Genomic DNA, 17387 nt, shown 5'->3' on the forward strand with positions numbered 1-17387 from the left:
TAAGCTTTTAGCCCTTAGAACGGGTGGGGCGTTCGGACAAAGGGCGGAGGTTGGTTGGGTGCCGCCCTCCCCACCCCAGCCCTCTCCCGTAAACCGGGAAGGGAGCTGCCGACTGGACTGATGGACGGATTCAAAGAGCTCGGGCATGCGGAAGGGCTTATTTTCCTAGACTAGACCAGGCTGCCCCGCCGGGTCCAGCGATACCTGCTTCCCGATCCTTACGAGACTGTCACCCCGGCGGCGGTTCCCTTCCATGCCGGCGGGCGCATTGTCGGACCGTCCAGCGCCTCGCGCGCCGATGCCCGCAGGAGGAACCCCGATGTCCTATTCCATGCGCGATCCCTCGCGCAGCCTGGCCGCCCAGCGCGACGAGGGGCTGCGCGCCTTCTTCATCGGCGTCTACGGACGCATGGGCATGGCACTGGCCGTCAGCGCCGCGACCGCGCTGGTGATCGCGTCCTCCCCGGCGATGCTGGAGGCGATCTTCCTCTCGCCGCTGCGCTGGGTCGTGATCTTCGCCCCCGTCGTCATGGCGCTCTTCATGGGGCGCGCGATGATGAACTCGACGCCGGCCGGGGCGACGGGCTGGCTGCTCGTCTTCGCCGCCGTGATGGGCGTCAGCCTGTCCACCATCCTGATCGCCTACACCGGCGAGAGCGTGGTGCGCGCGCTTCTGATCACTGCCTGCACCTTCGGGGGCGCGTCGCTGTTCGGCTACACCACGGGCACGGACATGTCCCGCCTCGGCGGGATCCTGTTCATGGCGGTGATCGGCCTGGTGATCGCGGGCGTCGTGAACATCTTCATGCAGAGCACGGCGATGCAGTTCGCGATCTCGGCGATCGCGGTGGTGGTCTTCACGGGCCTGGCGGCGTGGGACACGCAGCGGCTGCGCGTGATGTACCTCGAGAATGGCGGCGCGCCCGGGCAGGTCGCGGCGATGGGCGCGCTGAGCCTGTATCTGGACGTGGTGAACATCTTCGTGGCGCTGATCTCGCTGACGGGGCAGCGGCGGTAGGCTGAGCGGGCGGTCAGGAAACTTCTGCGCTGCCCGCGGCTTCCCTTCCCCGCACCAGAGCTTCCCTCCCCCGCAAACGGGGGAGGGTCAGGGTGGGGGTGCTTCGTCCAGCGCGCCCTGATTCTCTCACCCCCACCCTCTCCCTCCCCCGCTTGCGGGGGAGGGAACGTCTTGAGCGGGGGAGGTACGCACCGAGGCGCCCGAAGGCGGCCCTACGCCTCCACCAGGTCCACGCTCACCCCGAGCGTCTGCTTCCCCCCGCCGAGCAGGATCCCCTTCACCGGGCTGATATCCGCGTAGTCCCTGCCCCAGCCCAGCAGGACATGCTCGTCCTGCACCACCAGGTCGTTGGTGGGGTCGAGGTCCACCCAGCCCAAGCCCGGCCCGAGCCAGCAGCCCACCCAGGCATGGCTCTGGTCCGCGCCCTGGCGGCGCGCCTGGCCGGGCGGGGGGCGCGTGCGGACGTAGCCCGACATGTAGCGCGCGGGCAGGCCGATGGCGCGCAGCCCCGCGATCATGACATGCGCGAAGTCCTGGCAGACGCCGGCGCGCGTCGCCAGCACCTGCGACACCGGCGTCGAGATCGTGGTCACGCCGGGCTTGAAGACGAAGTCGCGCTTCATGCGGGCGGTCAGCTCCAGCAGCCCCGCCAGCACCGGCCGACCCCGCGCGAAGCTCTGCGCGGCATAGGCGCCGGCGCCGCGATCGGCGGGGGCGAGCGGGCTGGGCAGGGCGAATTCCGCGGCCTCGACGCCGGCGATGCCGTCCACGGCGTCGCGCACGGCTTCCCAGGACGGGGTGTCGCCGGCCGCGGGCGGGGCGGGAAAGCCGACGCGCACGACGGCGTCCAGCACCACCTCCAGCGCGACGTGCGGCGTCTCGACGGAAAGCCAGGTCACGCCGTTGCCGAAGTGGTCCTCGCCCTCGCTGCGATGGGCGGTGCCGGGGGAGACGGTCAGGGCGAAGCTCTCGACCGCCTGGCCGGGCACGGCGCGCGGGCTCAGGTGCAGCATGTGCTGCGCGAGATCCACGGGCGTGGCGTAGCGGTAGGTCGTGACGTGGCGCAGCGCGTACCGGGTCATCGGCCTGACCGGACCGAAGACGCACGGCGCCGACCAGCGCTGCGCGCGCCCCCCTCACCCAGCCCTCTCCCCCCTCCAGGGGGAGAGGGAAGAAGAAGCGGCCGGCCGAGCCGTGTGGTCACGCCGCCTCCCCCTCGTCCTCGCCCAGCACGCGGGCGCGGACGTGGCTGACGTAGCGGCGCGCGACCGCGTTCGACAGCGCGCCGATCTCGTCCTCCAGCGCGAAGAGCGCATCGGGCAGGCCCGCCGCCGCGGCGTCGCGGTCGGGGGCCATCATCACCTCGTCCACCAGCACCTGCGGCCGCGCCGCCAGCACCGCCGCCGTCGCGGCCAGGCTGTCGCCGACCTCGCCGATCTCGGCCAGCCGCTCGGCGACCGCGTTCAGCTGGAAGCCCAGCGCGCGCGGGTTGGACGGATCGGCGAGAACGAGGTCCAGCACCGGCGCCGGCTGGACCGAGGCGAGGTAGCGCGCGCGATAGGTCAGCGCGGAATCGCAGAGCTCGAGCGCGAGGCGCAGCCCCGCCTCGATGCGCGAGGGTGGTTCCTGCAGCGCCTGGCCGACATTGCGCGCGGTGACCTGCGCGCGCTCGATCCGGCGGCCGAGGTCGAGGAACATCCAGGCGCCGCCCCGCACCATGTTCTCGGCCGCCAGGCCCGACAGATTGGTGCAGGCCCGGATCATGGAGGTCGCGGCCTCGGCCAGCCCATCCAGCCCGACGGAGGCCGCGAGCTTCCCCCTGCCCTCCTGGCTGAGCTGCGCGAGCGCGGCCCACATGTCGTGCGTCAGCCGGTCGCGCACCGCGGCCTGCGGGCGTTCCACCGCATCCACCAGCGCCTGCAGCGCGCCGCCCGGCGCGGCGGCGGCGGCGATGGCGCGCGGCAGCAGCCCGCCATCGGGCGGGCTCGCCGCGGATTGCGCGTCGAGGATCCCCGCGGCCTGCAGGCAGCGCGCGAGCGCCCGCATCTCCGCCACCTCGCGCGGGAGCGCGGCGCCGCGCAGCAGGCGCATCAGCAGCGCGCGCATCAGGCGCGCCGACGATTCCAGCCGCTCGAGATAGCGGCCGAGCCAGTAGAGCTCGTCGGCGACGCGGCTCGGCAACTCGCCGGAGGAGCGGCGGATGGCCAGGCTCGCGGCCCGCGGCGGCGGCGGTCCGACAATGTCGGAGGTGTCCTCGGCCAGCACCCAGACATCCTTGGCCGCGCCGCGCTGGCCGGGGGGGCCGGCGATGGCGCCGTCGCTCTCGGCCAGCACATGAGCAAGGCCGCCGGGCATGGCACGCCAGGAGCCCGCGGCGTCGCGGACGAGGAAGACGCGCAGCACCACGGGCGCGGGGGCCAGGCGCTCGCCGACCAGGCAGGGCGCGGCGGAGGGCGGGACGGGCGCGGTGGCGGCGCAGCGCCAGGGCTCGGCGGCCAGCCGCGCGGCCAGCCGGTCCGGCGGCACGGACAGCGGCGCCTCGCCGGGGTCGAAGGCGGAGCGGATGCGCCAGGCCTCGGGTGCGGCGGCGACGCGCTGGCGGGACGCGGCGTCGCCGAGCCAGAGCGTCTCGACCTGCGGCATCGCCAGCGTCTCGTGCAGCAGCTGCGCCGCGGCGGCGGGGAGGAAGGGTGCGAGGCCCGGCGCCTCGGCGGCCATGGAGCCCGGCGAGTTCACCAGGCGCACGGCGCCGGTGCGCAGCGCGCCCATCAGGCCCGCCACGCCGGTGCCGTGCTGGAACTCCAGTGGATCACAGGCCTCGCCCTTGGTGCGGCGGAGGATCACGTCCACCCGCCGCAGGCCGCGCAAGGTCTTCAGGAAGACCTCGCCGCCGCGCACCGTGAGGTCGCCGGGCTCGACCAGCTCCAGGCCGAGCTCCCGCGAGAGGAAGAGATGCTCGAGCCAGGTCTCGTGCCGCGCGCCGGGGCTCAGCAGCGCGATGCGGGGGTTGTCCACGCCCTCCCGCGCGATGGCGTGCAGCGCGCCGAGCCAGGCGTCGAAGAAGGGCCTGAGCGCGCGCACCTGCATCGAGCGGAAGGCCTCGGGCAGGATGCGGCCGAGCAGCGCGCGGTTCTCGGCGGCGAAGCCGATGCCGTTGGCGCCGCCGCAGCGGTCCGCGAGCACGCGCCAGGCGCCGTCCGGCCCGCGCAGCAGGTCGGCGCCGTAGAAGGCCAAGCGCGGGAAGGCGGCCGGCACCGGCGCGCTGCAGGGCCGGAGGAAGTGCGGGTTGGCGAAGACGAGCTTCGCCGGGACGGTGCCGCGCTTCAGCAGTTCCTGCGGGCCGTAGATGTCGTCGAGGATGGCGGCGAAGAGCCGCGCGCGCTGCACCAGGCCCGCTTCGATGGCGGCGAATTCCTCGGCCGGCAGGACCAGCGGGACCGGGTCGCAGCGCCATGGGCGGCGGGCCTTGCCGCGCTCCCCGCCGGCGGAGGGCTCCAGCACCGTGGCGACCGATTCCTCCTCGAAGGCGCGGTCGAGACGCTTCGCGCGCTCCGCGAGCTGCGAGTAGCCCAGCGCGGAGAAGGCGCCGAGCAACGGCCGCCAGCAGGCCCGGATGCGGCCCTGGCCATCCACCATCTCGTCGAGCTGGGAGGCGCCGCCTTGCGCCGGATGGTCGTTCAGCCCAGGCCTTTCCTTCCCGCGCCGGGACTCGCCGGCGCACGCCCTCCCTGCCGGGGAGGGCGCGTGCACGTCACCCGGCGGCACGCCTCAGGTCAAGCGTCCTAGGGTGCTGGCGGGAGGGGACGGCGCGGGGCTCCGGCATCGCGCCCGGGGTGTGGCCGAAGGGGAAGAAGCGGGCCATGCGGCGCGCCTCGGCCTCGTTCGCGTTGACCGGGAAGGTCTGGTAGTTGCGCCCGCCGGGATGCGCGACGTGATGCGTGGCGCCGCCCAGGCTGCGGCCGGACCAGCTGTCGTAGACGTCGAAGACCAGCGGCGACTGCGACCTGATCGTGGGATGCAGCGCTGAGGTCGGGTCCCAGGCCTTGAAGCGCACGCCGGCCACGTATTCGCCCGCGACGTCGGTCGGCTGCAGCGGGACGACCGCGCCGTTGCAGGCGAGGATGAAGCGCTCCGGCGTCCAGCCCGTGACCTTGGCCTGGATGCGCTCGACGCTGCTGTCGACGTAGCGCGCGGTGCCGCCGGCGGTCGCTTCCTCGCCCAGCACGTGCCAGGGCTCGAGCGCGGTGCGGAGCTCGAGGTTGGTGTCGCGGACCGTGATCTCGCCGATGCGCGGGAAGCGGAACTCGACATGGGGCGCGAACCAGGCGGGATCGAAGCCGAAGCCGAGCCCGCGCAGCTCGTCCAGCACGTCGCCGAAGTCGCGCTCGACGTAGTGCGGCAGCATGAAGTCGTCGGCGAGCCGCGTGCCCCAGTGGATCAGCTTCCGGTCATAGGGACGGTCCCAGAAGCCGGCGACGAGCGCGCGCAGCAGGAGCTGCTGGACCAGCGACATGCGGGCATGGGGCGGCATCTCGAAGCCGCGGACCTCCACCAGGCCGCGGCGTCCGCCGGGGCCGGCGGGGTCATAGAGCTTGTCGATGCAGAATTCCGTGCGGTGGGTGTTGCCCGTCATGTCGACGAGCACGTTGCGGAAGACGCGGTCCACCAGCCAGGGCGGAGACCAGGTGCCCTTCGGCGGCACCTGGGCGAGCGCAGTCTCGAGCTCGTAGACCGCGTCGGTCCGCGCCTCGTCCACACGCGGGTGCTGGCTGGTCGGGCCGATGAACTGGCCGCTGAAGAGATACGAGAGGCTGGGGTGGTTGTGCCAGAAGGCGACCAGCGACTTCAGCAGGTCGGGGCGGCGGAGGAAGGGGCTGTCGGCGGGCTCGGCGGCGCCCATGACCATGTGGTTGCCGCCGCCGGTGCCGACATGCTTGCCGTCGAGCGCGAATTTCTGGGCGTCGAGGCCGACCTGGCGGGCTTCCTCGTAGAGCGTGGTGGTGCGGTCGCGGACCTCCTCCCACGTCGTGGCGGGGTGGACGTTCACCTCGATCACGCCGGGGTCAGGGGTGACGGAGAAGTGCAGCAGGCGCGGATCCGACGGCGCGAGGTAGCCTTCCAGGAAGACCTTGCGGCCGGTCTCCTTCGCCGTCGCCTCGATCGCGGCGACGAGATCCAGCCAGTCCTGCGCGACGGCGAGCGGCGGGAGGAAGACATGGAGCATGCCGTCGCGCGGCTCGACGCAGAGCGCTGTGCGAACGACGCCGGGTTCCTCGCGGCCGGGCTCGGGCACCGGCATTTCCACGATCCGCGCACGGCCCTCGGGGTAGTCGCGGCGGGGGCGGAACGGCTCGCGCCGGGCGAAGGGATCGCGCTCGGGCTCGGCGTCGTTGGCCCTGTCGCTGGCCCAGGGCAGGCTGTCGAGCGGCAGGCGGTAGCCCATCGGGCTGTCGCCGGGGATGAGGAAGAGCTCGCCGTCGCGGAAGGCCCATTTCCCGCTTTCCCAGACGCGCTCGGCGCCGAGGCCGAAGCGGCGCAGCGGGATGACGGAGCCGACCTCGGACGCCAGGCCCTGGCCGAAGACGCGGCGCAGGCGCTCGCGCTCCATCGCGTCCTTCAGCTTCGAGCCTTCCGACAGCACGTTCGCGGGCAGGCGGCCCTCCCGCCAGAGGTAGTGGTGGATGTCCTCGAAGCCCGGGATGCGCAGCCGCGGGTCCACGCCGAGCTTGCCCGCGAGCAGCGTCGCGAATTCCGCGGCGTCGCGCGGCGTCGCGCTGTCGCGGTCGTCGTCCGACGCCAGCAGCGCGGGGTCGGTCCAGACGGGCTCGCCATCGGCGCGCCAGTGGCAATGCAGCGCCCAGCGCGGCAGCTGCTCGCCGGGATACCACTTGCCCTGGGCATAGGTCAGCGCGGCGCCGGGCGCCCAGAGCGGCTGCAGGCGCCGCAGGAGGCGGCCGGCATAGGCGCGCTTGGTGGGGCCGAGCGCATCCGTGTTCCACTCCGGCGCGTCGCGGTCGGTCTCGGCGACGAAGGTGGGCTCGCCGCCGATCGTCATGCGGATGTTGCCGGCGGAAAGTGCGGCGTCCACCGCGCGCCCCATCGCATCCACCGCCTGCCATTGCTCGTCGCCGTAGGGCTTCGTCACCCGCGGCGTCTCGGCGATGCGGCGGACATGCATCTCGAACTCGAACTCGACCTCGGCCTTGTCGGAGGCGCCGGTGATCGGCGCGGCCGAGGCGGGCTCGGGCGTCGCCGCGAGTGGGATATGCCCCTCGCCCGCCAGCAGGCCGGAAGTGGGGTCGAGGCCGATCCAGCCGGCGCCGGGCACATAGACCTCGCACCAGGCGTGCAGGTCGGTGAAGTCGGCGGGCGGGCCGGCGGGGCCGGTCACGGGCTTCACGTCGGGGACGAGCTGGATCAGGTAGCCCGACACGAAGCGCGCGGCGAAGCCGAGATGGCGCAGGATGTTCACCAGCAGCCAGCCGCTGTCGCGGCAGGAGCCCTTGCGGTTGGTGAGCACTTCCTCCGGCGTCCAGACGCCGGGCTCGAGGCGGACGATGTAGCCGATCTCGGCAGCCAGGCGCTGGTTGAGCTCGACGAGGAAATCGACGGTCTTGGGCGCCTTGGCGGGGATGTCCTTGAGGTAGGCGGCCAGCAGGGGACCCGGCGCGCGCAGGCGGCGGAAGGGGGCGAGTTCCTCCGCCAGGACGGGGTCGTAGTCGAAGGGAAATGTCTCGGCCTGGGGTTCGACGAAGAAGTCGAAGGGATTGATCGTCGCCATGTCGGCGACGAGGTCCACGGTCACCTCGAAATGGCGCACGCGCTCGGGGAAGACGACGCGGGCGCAGAAATTGCCCTGGGGGTCCTGCACCCAGTTCAGGAAGTGGGGCTTCGGCGAGATGTTCAGCGAGTAGGACAGGATCGGCGTGCGGCTGTGCGGCGCCGGGCGCAGTCGGATCAGCTGCGGCGACAGCCCGACCAGGCGGTCATAGCTGTAGCGCGTGCGATGGGTCAGGGCGGCGTGGATACTCATCGAGGTCAGGGGGTCCGTGGGGTTCGGTTCGCTATGGCACTTGGTCTGCTTCCACACCAGCAAGCCGCACGCCGCAAGGCCGGATTAGCGGCGCGCGAGGGCATGACTGGATTGCGCACGCCCCGGAACCGCCCTCGCCTGGACAGCGGATGCTTCGCCGGGCACCTTCCTGCCCGCGAACAAGGCAATCCGGGGAGCGGTCCATGGCGCAGCGCTTTGCATTGGTGACGGGGGCGAGCTCGGGCGTCGGGCGCGCCGCGGCGGTGGCGCTGGCCGAGGCCGGCTGGGCGGTCGGGCTGCTCGGCCGCCGCAAGGAGGAGCTGGAGAAGACCGCGGGGATGTGTGGCGGCGCGCGTACGCTGGTGCTGCCGGCCGATGTCGCCGACCCCGCGAGCGTGGACGCGGCCTTTGGGACGCTCAAGGCCGAATTCGGCCGGCTCGACCTGCTGTTCAACAATGCCGGCACCAACGTCCCCGGCACGCCCTTCGAGGAGCTGACGTGGCAGCAGTGGCGGACCGTTGTCGCGGTGAACCTGGACGGGATGTTCCTCTGCGGGAACGCGGCCTTCCGGATGATGAAGGATCAGTCGCCGCAGGGCGGGCGGATCATCAACAACGGCTCGATCTCGGCCCACACGCCGCGGCCTGGCAGCGCGCCCTATACCGCGACGAAGCACGCGGTGACGGGGCTGACCAAGTCCATGAACCTCGACGGGCGGCGCTTCGACATCGCGGTCGGGCAGATCGACATCGGCAACGCGATGACCGCGATGGCCGAGCGCATGGCCCGCGGCGTGCCGCAGGCCGACTGGTCCATCAAGCCCGAGCCTCTGATGGATGTCGCGCACGTCGGCAAGGCGGTGGCGCAGATGGCGGACTGGCCGCTGGAAACCAATGTGCTGACCATGACGATCATGGCGACGAAGATGCCGTTCACGGGGCGGGGGTGAGGGTGGCGGGGGCGGGCAATAGCGGCCCCCTCGCTATCCCTCCCCCGCAACAGCGGGGGAGGGAGAGCCCCCATGCCTCCCCCGCTTTCTCCTCCCCCGCTGTTGCGGGGGAGGCCGGGAGGGGGCCGCGGCGTGACGCGATGAGGACACACCCATGAACAAGCTGGACCTGGCAGGCCGCGTCGCGATCGTGACGGGCGGCGCGCGCGGCATCGGGCTCGCGGTGGCGCGGCGGATGGTGGCCTCCGGCGCCTCCGTCTCGATCTGGGACGCCGATCCCGCCAAATCGGAGGAATCCCGCGCCGCACTCGCCGCCGACGGCACGGTCACGGCCCAGGTGCTGGACCTGACGGACGAGACCTCGGTCGCCGAGGCCGCGACGAAGACGCTGGCCGCCCATGGCAAGATCGACATCCTGGTCAACAACGCCGGCATCACCGGCGGCAACATGCCGAGCTGGGAGATCCCGGTCGCGCAATGGCGCCGCGTGGTGGACGTGAACCTCAACGCGCCCTTCATCGTGGCCTCGGCGGTGGTGCCGCACCTCATCTCCAACGGCTGGGGGCGCGTGGTGAACGTGGCCTCCGTCGCGGGCAAGGAAGGCAACCCGAACGCCGCGCATTACAGCGCGTCCAAGGCAGGGCTGATCGGCTACACCAAGTCGCTCGCAAAGGAGCTCGCGCAGAGGAACGTGCTCGTGAACTGCGTGACGCCGGCCGCGGCCAAGACCGACATCTTCGACCAGATGACGGAAGCGCACATCGCCTTCATGCTGTCGAAGATCCCGATGGGCCGCTTCGTCGAGGTCGAGGAGATCGCCGCCCTGATTTGCTGGCTGGCCAGCCCGGATTGCAGTTTCTCCACCGGCGCGGTGTTCGACGTCTCGGGCGGCCGCGCGACCTACTGAGGAGCCACGCCATGCCCCGGCTGCTCGCCGCGATGCTGCTGCTGCCTTCGGTCGCGCTCGCCCAGGATGCGGCGGATGGACGTCGGCTCGCGGAGCAATGGTGCGCCAATTGCCACCGCATCGCGCCGGACGGGCCCGGCCCCGCGGGCGATGCGGTGCCGAGCTTCGCCGCGATCGCGGCGCGACCGGGGCGGAACGCGGATGCGATCTCCACCTTCATCCGCAACCCGCACAATGGCATGCCGGATTTCGGGATCACGCTGCGGCAGTCGCAGGACCTGGCGGCGTATATCCTGACACAGGGCACGCGGTAGCGGGTTGCGGACAGCGCGCTCCATGGCCCTCTCCCCCGCTTATGGGGGAGAGGGTTGGGTGAGGGGGACACGCACGATGCCGAACGCCTTCACCGTCCTTCCTGCCCCCCTCACCCAACCCTCTCCCCCCTGCGGGTGGAGAGGGCTTTTCAGCGCTGCCCGGTAGGCCCCGTGCCCGCGCTGCTCGCCGACATCGGCGGCACCAACGCCCGCTTCGCGCGGCACGACGCCGGCGCGACCTGCGCGCCGGTGACCTTGCCCGTCGCGAACCACGCCACGGTCGAGCACGCGATTGAGGCGGCGCTCGCCGCCCTCGGCCCCTGCGACAGCGCGGTGCTGGCACTGGCGGGGCCGGTCACCAAGGAACCGGTCCAGCTGACCAACGCGCCGTGGTCCGTCTCCTCCGCCGCGCTCGCCGCGCGCTTCGGCTTCGGGCGCGTGCGCCTGGTCAACGACTTCCTGGTGCAGGCGCATGCCCTGCCCCATCTCCGGCCCGCCGACCTGTTTCCCATCGGGGGCGGCATCCCGGACCCGGACGCGCCGATGATCGTGCTCGGCGCCGGCACCGGCCTCGGCGTCGCGGGCTTCATCCCAGGCGCGGGAATCGCGATCCCGGCGGAAGGCGGCCATGCCTCCCTCGCGCCGACCGACGAGCGCGAGGACGCGGTGGTCGCCGGCCTGCGCAGGCTTTGCGGCCGCGCGGGCGTGGAGGAAGCGCTGTCCGGACGCGGCCTCGTCAACCTGCACACCGTGCTGGCGGGATTGCGCGGCATCGCCGTCCCGCCGCGCGACGCCGCTTCCATCGTCGCCGCACGCGACTGCCCTGTCGCGGTAGAGGCCGTGGACCTGTTCCTCGGCCTCCTCGCCAGCTTTGCCGGCGACATGGCCCTGGCCTGGGGCGCGCGGGGCGGCGTGTTCCTGTCGGGCGGCGTCCTGCCGCGGCTGATGGACCGGCTCGAACCCCTTTCGTTCCGAACACGCTTCGACGACAAGGCGCCGATGCAGGACTGGATGCGCGGCATCCCGCTTTCCATCGTCACGCATCCGTCACCCGCTTTCCTCGGCCTGGCCGCCCTGGCGTGAGGCGCCGCGCTTCATTTCCGCGCCGCCCTCGGGCACAAAGGACCTTCACGGCGCGTTGACGCCGGCGGGGAGAAGACGCCCGGACACCTCCGCATAAGGAACGAGCGCCTGATGGACACCACGCCTGCCAAGGCCCTGCCCATTGATGCGGCCTCGCTGCGCGACGCCATCGTCCAGAAGCTGACCTACGACCTCGGCAAGAGCCGCCTCGGCGCGCGCGACCGCGACTGGTTCATGGCCGCCGCGCTGGCGGTGCGCGACCACATCGTCGAACGCTGGATCGACCTGTCGCGCGCGAGCTACGGCGTCGGGCAGAAGCAGGTCTACTACCTCAGCCTCGAATTCCTGATCGGGCGCCTGTTCCGCGACAACATCTCCAACCTCGGGCTGCTGGCGCCGCTGAAGGAGGCGCTGGAGGGGCTCGGCGTCGAATTCGAGAAGCTGCGCGAGAGCGAGCCCGACGCCGCGCTCGGCAATGGCGGGCTCGGGCGGCTCGCCGCCTGTTTCATGGAAAGCATGGCGACGCTCGCGATCCCCGCCTTCGGCTACGGCATCCGCTACGAGAACGGGCTGTTCCGCCAGATCGTGCGCGACGGCTGGCAGCGCGAGTACCCCGAGGATTGGCTGGCCAACGGCAACCCCTGGGAATTCGCCAGGCCCGAGATCGCGCATGACATCGGCTTCGGCGGCACGGTGGAGGCCGTGACGGTCAGCGAGGCCCGCGTGCGCCATGTCTGGAAGCCCGCGGAGACGATCCAGGCGGTCGCCTACGACACGCCGATCGTGGGCTGGCGCGGCCGGCACGTGAACACGCTGCGGCTGTGGTCGGCGCGGGCATCCGATCCGCTGCGGCTCGACGCCTTCAACCGCGGCGACTTCATGGGCGCGATGGCCGACAGCGTGAAGGCCGAGAGCATCTCCAAGCTGCTCTACCCCTCGGACGAGACGCCGGCGGGGCAGGAGCTGCGGCTGCGGCAGGAATACTTCTTCACCTCCGCCGCGCTGCAGGACCTGGTGAGGCGGCACCTCCGGGTCTTCGGCGACCTGCGGTCGCTGCCCGACCGCGCCGCGGTGCAGCTGAACGACACGCATCCCGCCATCGCGGTGGCGGAGCTGATGCGCATTCTCCTAGATCTCCATGACATCCCCTGGGAGGATGCCTGGGCGATCACGCGGGCCACGATCAGCTACACCAACCACACCCTGCTGCCGGAGGCGCTGGAGAGCTGGCCGGTGCCGCTGCTGGAACGGATGCTGCCGCGGCACATGCAGCTGATCTACCTCATCAACGCCTTCCACCTGGACGAGGTGCGCACGCGCTTTCCGAACGACAGCGGGCTGCTGTCCTCGGTGTCGCTGATCGAGGAAGGGCATGGCCGGCGCGTGCGCATGGGGCATCTGGCCTTCGTGGGATCGCACAAGGTCAACGGCGTCTCGGCCCTGCATTCGGACCTGCTGACGAAGACGGTCTTCGCGGATTTCCACCGGCTCGATCCCACGCGCATCGTCAACAAGACCAACGGCATCACCTTCCGCCGCTGGCTGCAGCAGGCGAATCCGGGGCTGACGAGCCTGCTGGTCGAGGCCGTCGGGCCGGCGGTGCTGGACGACGAGCGCGCGCTGGAGAGGCTGCGCCCCTTCGCGCAGGACGCCGCCTTCCGCGAGAAATTCGCGGCGGTGAAGCGGCAGAACAAGCTGGCGCTGGCGGAGCTGGTGAAGGACCGCCTCCAGCTCCGCCTCGACCCCAACGCCATCTTCGACGTGCAGATCAAGCGCATCCACGAATACAAGCGCCAGCTCCTGAACATCCTGGAAGCCGTCGCGCTGTATGACGAGATCCGCAGCCAGCCGACGCGGGACTGGGTGCCGCGCGTCAAGATCCTCGCGGGCAAGGCGGCGGCGAGCTATCACCGCGCGAAGCTCATCATCAAGCTCGCGCACGACGTCGCGCGCGTGGTCAACAGCGATCCCACGGCGCGAAACCTGCTGAAGCTGGTCTTCCTGCCGAACTACAACGTGTCGCTGGCCGAGGTGATCGTGCCGGCGGCCGACCTGTCGGAGCAGATCAGCACCGCGGGGATGGAGGCGTCCGGCACCGGCAACATGAAGTTCGCGCTGAACGGCGCGCTGACCATCGGCACGCTCGACGGCGCCAATGTCGAGATCAAGGAGCATGTCGGCGACGAGAACATCTTCATCTTCGGCCTGACGACCGAGCAGGTGGAGAAGCGCCGGCGCGAGGGCTGGCGTGGCGAGATCGCGGTCGAGCAGTCCCGGCGGCTCGAGGAAGCGCTCGACCAGGTCGGCGCCGGCGTCTTCTCGCCCGACGATCCCGGGCGGTATCGCGAGCTGGTGGCCGACCTGCGCGGCAGCGACTGGTTCATGGTCGCCGCCGATTTCGACAGCTACTATGAGGCGCAGCGCCAGGTCGCGACGCGCTGGCGCGATCCCGCGCGGTGGTGGCGCTCGGCGGTGCTGAACACGGCGGGTGTCGGCTGGTTCTCATCGGACCGGACGATCAGCGAATATGCCGAGGAGATCTGGAACGTGCCGGTGAGCCGGGGATGAGCGACTGGCGCGCTGCCCAGGGCGAGATCGACGCGTTCCTGGCGGCGCGCTGCGGGGATCCGTTCGCGCTGATGGGGCCCCACTCCCTCCCCCGCCGTGCGGGGGAGGGTCGGGGTGGGGGCGGCGCAACCCTCGTCGTCCGCGCCTTCATTCCCCACGCCGAGCATCTCGACGTCCTGACCGACGACGGCACGCGCCATCCGCTGCAGCGCCGCCACGATGCCGGCTTCTTCGAAGGCCTGATCCCGGGCGCCCTGCCCCTCTCCTACCGCCTTGCCCCGCGCAACGCCGGCGGCGCATGGATCCTCGACGATCCCTACCGCTTCGGCCCTTCCCTCGGTCCGCTGGACGACCACCTGCTGGTCGAGGGCACGCATCGCCGCCTGCATGAGCGCCTCGGCGCGCATGCCGTCACGCATGAAGGCACCGACGGCGTGCGCTTCGCGGTCTGGGCGCCGAACGCGGCGCGCGTCTCGCTCGTCGCGGGCTTCAACGACTGGGACGTCCGCCGCCACCCCATGCGCAAGCGGCTGGATTCCGGCCTGTGGGAGATCTTCATCCCCGGCATCGGCGCCGGCCAGCCCTACAAATTCGCAATCCTGTCGCGCGACGGCGAGGAACAGCCGCTCAAGGCCGACCCCTATGGCCTGGCGGCGGAACTCCGGCCTTCCACCGCGTCCGTCGTCGTGCAGGAGGCCGCGCAGCCCTGGGCCGATGCGCGCTGGCTGTCCCAGCGCCAGTCGCGCCAGGCGCCCGATGCGCCGGTCTCGATCTACGAAGTCCACGCCATGTCCTGGCGCCGCCACCCGGACGGGCGGATGTACGATTGGGACGAGCTGGCGGACAGCCTGATCCCCTACGCCGCCGATCTCGGCTTCACGCATCTCGAGCTGATGCCGGTCATGGAGCACCCGCTGGATGCGAGCTGGGGCTACCAGCCCATCGGCATGTTCGCGCCGACCGCGCGGCTCGGCGATGCGCGGGGGCTGATGCGCTTCGTGGATGCCGCTCATCGCGCGGGGATCGGCGTGCTGCTGGACTGGGTCCCCGCGCATTTCCCCCGCGACGCGCATGGGCTGATCCGCTTCGACGGCCAGCCGCTCTATGAGCACGCGGACCCCCGCCGCGGCAGCCATCGGGAATGGGGAACGGCGGTCTTCGACTACGGCCGGCGGGAGGTCGCGGCCTTCCTGAACGCCTCCGCGCTGCACTGGATCGAGCGATTCCATGTGGACGGGCTTCGCGTGGATGCGGTGAGCTCCATGGTCTGGCTCGACCATGGCCGCCAGCCCGGGGACTGGGCGCCGAACCCCGACGGCACAACCACGAACAACGAGGCGATCGCGTTCCTCCGCGGCGTCAACGACCTGGTCGCGGAGGAGCATCCGGGTGCCGCGATGATCGCGGAGGAAGCGACGTCGTGGCCTGGCGTGACGCGCGCCACCAGGGACGACGGCCTCGGCTTCCGCTTCAAGTGGAACATGGGCTGGATGAACGACACGCTGCGCTATGTCGCGCTCGATCCCATCCATCGGCGCTTCCACCACAACCTCATCACCTTCGGCATCACCTATGCCTTCAGCGAGAATTTCGTGCTGCCGCTCAGCCACGACGAGGTCGTGCATGGCAAGGGATCGCTGCTGGGCCGCCTGCCGAAGGGGCGCAGCGTCGATGACTGGGAACGCTTCGCGACGCTGCGCGCCTATTACGGCTTCATGTGGGGCCATCCCGGGAAGAAGCTGATCTTCATGGGCGACGAGATCGCGCAATGGCGCGAATGGTCGGAGGAACGCGAGCTCGACTGGTGGCTGCTGGCGTTCGGGCCGCACCAGGGCGTGCAAGGGCTGGTGCGCGACCTCAACGCGCTGTATCGCGGCCAACCCGCGCTGCACCGGCTCGACGCGTCCTGGGACGGCTTCCGCTGGATCGACGCGGACGATGCCGAAAACTCGACCTTCGCCTGGCTCCGCTTCGGCGCCGCGGAGGATCCGCCCGTGGCGGTGCTGTCGAACTTCACGCCGATCCCGCGCACGCGCCGCATCGGCCTGCCGCGCGCGGGCGTCTGGCGGGAGGTGCTGAACACCGACGCCGCCGCCTATGGAGGGTCGGGGATGGGCAATCTCGGGCGGATCGTCGCAGAGGCCGTGCCGGAAGGCGGCTTCCCCGCCTCGGCCGAGGTGCTGCTGCCGCCATTGGCAACCCTGTGGCTCGTGGCGGAGAATGACGAAAAGCCTGGGGAGGCGGAGGATGCCACGTAGTACCGAGACCGCCGCGCCGCTCGCCCGCGGCGCCATGGCCTTCGTGCTCGCGGGCGGCCGCGGGTCGCGGCTGATGGAGCTGACGGACCGCCGCGCCAAGCCCGCGGTGTTCTTCGGCGGCAAGTCGCGCATCATCGACTTCGCGCTGTCGAACGCGTCCAATTCCGGCATCCGCCGCATCGCGGTCGCGACGCAGTACAAGGCGCACAGCCTGATCCGACACCTGCAGCGCGGCTGGAACTTCCTGAGGCACGAGCGCAACGAGAGCTTCGACATCCTGCCCGCGAGCCAGCGCACCAGCGAGACCGCCTGGTACGAAGGCACTGCGGATGCGGTCTACCAGAACATCGACATCATCGCCGACCACGCGCCGAAGCACATGGTCATCCTGGCGGGCGACCACATCTACAAGATGGACTACGAGGTGATGCTGGCGCAGCACGTCGCCTCCGGCGCCGACGTGACGGTCGGCTGCATCGTCGTCCCCCGCATGGAGGCCCGCGGCTTCGGCGTGATGCATGTGGACGAGCAGGACCGCATCGTGGAGTTCGTGGAGAAGCCCGCGGATCCCCCGTCCATCCCCGGCCGGCCGGACGTGGCGCTGGCCTCGATGGGCATCTATGTCTTCGAGACGAAGCTGCTCTTCGACCAGCTCAGGCGCGACGTCGCGACGCCGAGCAGCCAGCGCGACTTCGGGCGCGACATCATCCCGTACCTCGTGAGGAACGGGAAGGCGGTCGCGCACCGCTTCGAGGATTCCTGCGTGCGGTCGAGCGCGGAGGCGCGGCCCTATTGGCGCGACGTCGGCACGGTGGACGCATACTGGGAAGCCAACATCGACCTCACGGACATTGTGCCAGAGCTCGATCTCTTCGACCGCGACTGGCCGATCTGGACCTATGCCGAGATCACCCCGCCCGCGAAGTTCGTGCACGACATGGACGGCCGCCGCGGCGAGGCCGTCTCCTCCCTCGTCTCCGGCGGCTGCATCCTGTCTGGCGCCGCAGCGAAGCGCAGCCTGCTCTTCACGGGCGTGCACATGCATTCCTATGCGAAGGTCGAAGGCGCGGTGCTACTGCCCTATGTCGACGTCGCACGCGGCGCGCGGCTCACCAATGTCGTGGTGGACCGCGGCGTGCGCATTCCGGAAGGGCTGGTGGTGGGCGAGGATCCCGTGCTCGACGCGCAGCGCTTCCGCCGCACGGAGAAGGGCATCTGCCTGATCACCCAGGCCATGCTCGACCGCCTCGGATGAG

The 17387-nt window shown here is 71.2% G+C and carries 11 protein-coding genes; 8 read left to right on the forward strand and 3 right to left on the reverse strand.

Translation table 11 applies throughout. The features are described 5' to 3' along the window. Nucleotides 1–319 precede the first annotated feature (319 nt). The gene (locus tag ACLF3M_RS28700; RefSeq protein WP_430660436.1) at nucleotides 320–1018 is read left to right on the forward strand and encodes a Bax inhibitor-1/YccA family protein; all 699 of its coding nucleotides are present in this window, start codon (nucleotides 320–322) and stop codon (nucleotides 1016–1018) included. A 212-nt stretch (nucleotides 1019–1230) separates the two neighbouring features. Here the strand turns inward: ACLF3M_RS28700 and ACLF3M_RS28705 are convergent, their stop codons facing one another. The 3 genes from ACLF3M_RS28705 to ACLF3M_RS28715 all read right to left on the reverse strand — a co-directional run bounded on the left by ACLF3M_RS28705 (nucleotide 1231) and on the right by ACLF3M_RS28715 (nucleotide 8051). Then, nucleotides 1231–2100: a transglutaminase family protein gene (locus ACLF3M_RS28705; protein WP_430660437.1), complete on the reverse strand. Its 870-nt coding sequence runs from the start codon at nucleotides 2098–2100 to the stop codon at nucleotides 1231–1233. 118 nt (nucleotides 2101–2218) lie between these two features. Beyond that, nucleotides 2219–4654 carry a circularly permuted type 2 ATP-grasp protein gene (locus ACLF3M_RS28710; protein ID WP_430660438.1) on the reverse strand — a complete coding sequence of 812 codons (2436 nt, stop codon included), beginning with the start codon at nucleotides 4652–4654 and terminating at the stop codon, nucleotides 2219–2221. A 115-nt stretch (nucleotides 4655–4769) separates the two neighbouring features. After that, nucleotides 4770–8051: a DUF2126 domain-containing protein gene (locus ACLF3M_RS28715; RefSeq protein WP_430660439.1), complete on the reverse strand. Its 3282-nt coding sequence runs from the start codon at nucleotides 8049–8051 to the stop codon at nucleotides 4770–4772. Nucleotides 8052–8254: 203 nt separating this feature from the next. Here ACLF3M_RS28715 and ACLF3M_RS28720 point away from each other — a divergent pair, with 203 nt between their 5' ends. From ACLF3M_RS28720 to glgC, 7 genes are all read left to right on the forward strand, one after another. After that, nucleotides 8255–9001 (forward strand): SDR family oxidoreductase, encoded by a 747-nt coding sequence (locus tag ACLF3M_RS28720; protein ID WP_430660440.1) that lies wholly within the window; start codon nucleotides 8255–8257, stop codon nucleotides 8999–9001. 154 nt (nucleotides 9002–9155) lie between these two features. Continuing rightward, on the forward strand, nucleotides 9156–9908 hold the full coding sequence (locus tag ACLF3M_RS28725; protein WP_430660441.1) for an SDR family NAD(P)-dependent oxidoreductase: 753 nt from the start codon (nucleotides 9156–9158) through the stop codon (nucleotides 9906–9908). An 11-nt stretch (nucleotides 9909–9919) separates the two neighbouring features. Next, complete coding sequence (locus ACLF3M_RS28730; protein WP_430660442.1) at nucleotides 9920–10222, forward strand: c-type cytochrome; 303 nt, start codon at nucleotides 9920–9922, stop codon at nucleotides 10220–10222. 171 nt (nucleotides 10223–10393) lie between these two features. Then, nucleotides 10394–11305, forward strand: a complete 912-nt coding sequence (locus tag ACLF3M_RS28735; protein WP_430660443.1) for a glucokinase — start codon at nucleotides 10394–10396, stop codon at nucleotides 11303–11305. A 111-nt stretch (nucleotides 11306–11416) separates the two neighbouring features. Beyond that, nucleotides 11417–13873 (forward strand): glycogen/starch/alpha-glucan phosphorylase, encoded by a 2457-nt coding sequence (locus tag ACLF3M_RS28740; RefSeq protein ID WP_430660444.1) that lies wholly within the window; start codon nucleotides 11417–11419, stop codon nucleotides 13871–13873. Beyond that, nucleotides 13870–16131 carry a 1,4-alpha-glucan branching protein GlgB gene (gene glgB / locus ACLF3M_RS28745; RefSeq protein ID WP_430660445.1) on the forward strand — a complete coding sequence of 754 codons (2262 nt, stop codon included), beginning with the start codon at nucleotides 13870–13872 and terminating at the stop codon, nucleotides 16129–16131. The genes ACLF3M_RS28740 and glgB overlap by 4 nt, the downstream gene beginning before the upstream one ends. Then, nucleotides 16121–17386 (forward strand): glucose-1-phosphate adenylyltransferase, encoded by a 1266-nt coding sequence (gene glgC, locus ACLF3M_RS28750; protein WP_430660446.1) that lies wholly within the window; start codon nucleotides 16121–16123, stop codon nucleotides 17384–17386. Before glgB ends, glgC begins: the two co-directional genes overlap by 11 nt. Nucleotide 17387: the final 1 nt, after the last annotated feature.

Source organism: Falsiroseomonas sp. HW251, assembly GCF_050563545.1.
Lineage (GTDB): Bacteria > Pseudomonadota > Alphaproteobacteria > Acetobacterales > Acetobacteraceae > Falsiroseomonas.

What these genes read in the sequence shown, in the direction of transcription:
- ACLF3M_RS28730 (WP_430660442.1), top strand. Translation starts at nt 9,920, where the DNA reads ATGCCCCGGCTGCTCGCCGCGATGCTGCTGCTGCCTTCGGTCGCGCTC.
- ACLF3M_RS28720 (WP_430660440.1), top strand. Translation starts at nt 8,255, where the DNA reads ATGGCGCAGCGCTTTGCATTGGTGACGGGGGCGAGCTCGGGCGTCGGG.
- ACLF3M_RS28715 (WP_430660439.1), bottom strand. Translation starts at nt 8,051, where the DNA reads ATGAGTATCCACGCCGCCCTGACCCATCGCACGCGCTACAGCTATGAC.
- glgC (WP_430660446.1), top strand. Translation starts at nt 16,121, where the DNA reads ATGCCACGTAGTACCGAGACCGCCGCGCCGCTCGCCCGCGGCGCCATG.
- ACLF3M_RS28710 (WP_430660438.1), bottom strand. Translation starts at nt 4,654, where the DNA reads ATGGTGGATGGCCAGGGCCGCATCCGGGCCTGCTGGCGGCCGTTGCTC.
- glgB (WP_430660445.1), top strand. Translation starts at nt 13,870, where the DNA reads ATGAGCGACTGGCGCGCTGCCCAGGGCGAGATCGACGCGTTCCTGGCG.
- ACLF3M_RS28705 (WP_430660437.1), bottom strand. Translation starts at nt 2,100, where the DNA reads ATGACCCGGTACGCGCTGCGCCACGTCACGACCTACCGCTACGCCACG.
- ACLF3M_RS28725 (WP_430660441.1), top strand. Translation starts at nt 9,156, where the DNA reads ATGAACAAGCTGGACCTGGCAGGCCGCGTCGCGATCGTGACGGGCGGC.
- ACLF3M_RS28700 (WP_430660436.1), top strand. Translation starts at nt 320, where the DNA reads ATGTCCTATTCCATGCGCGATCCCTCGCGCAGCCTGGCCGCCCAGCGC.
- ACLF3M_RS28740 (WP_430660444.1), top strand. Translation starts at nt 11,417, where the DNA reads ATGGACACCACGCCTGCCAAGGCCCTGCCCATTGATGCGGCCTCGCTG.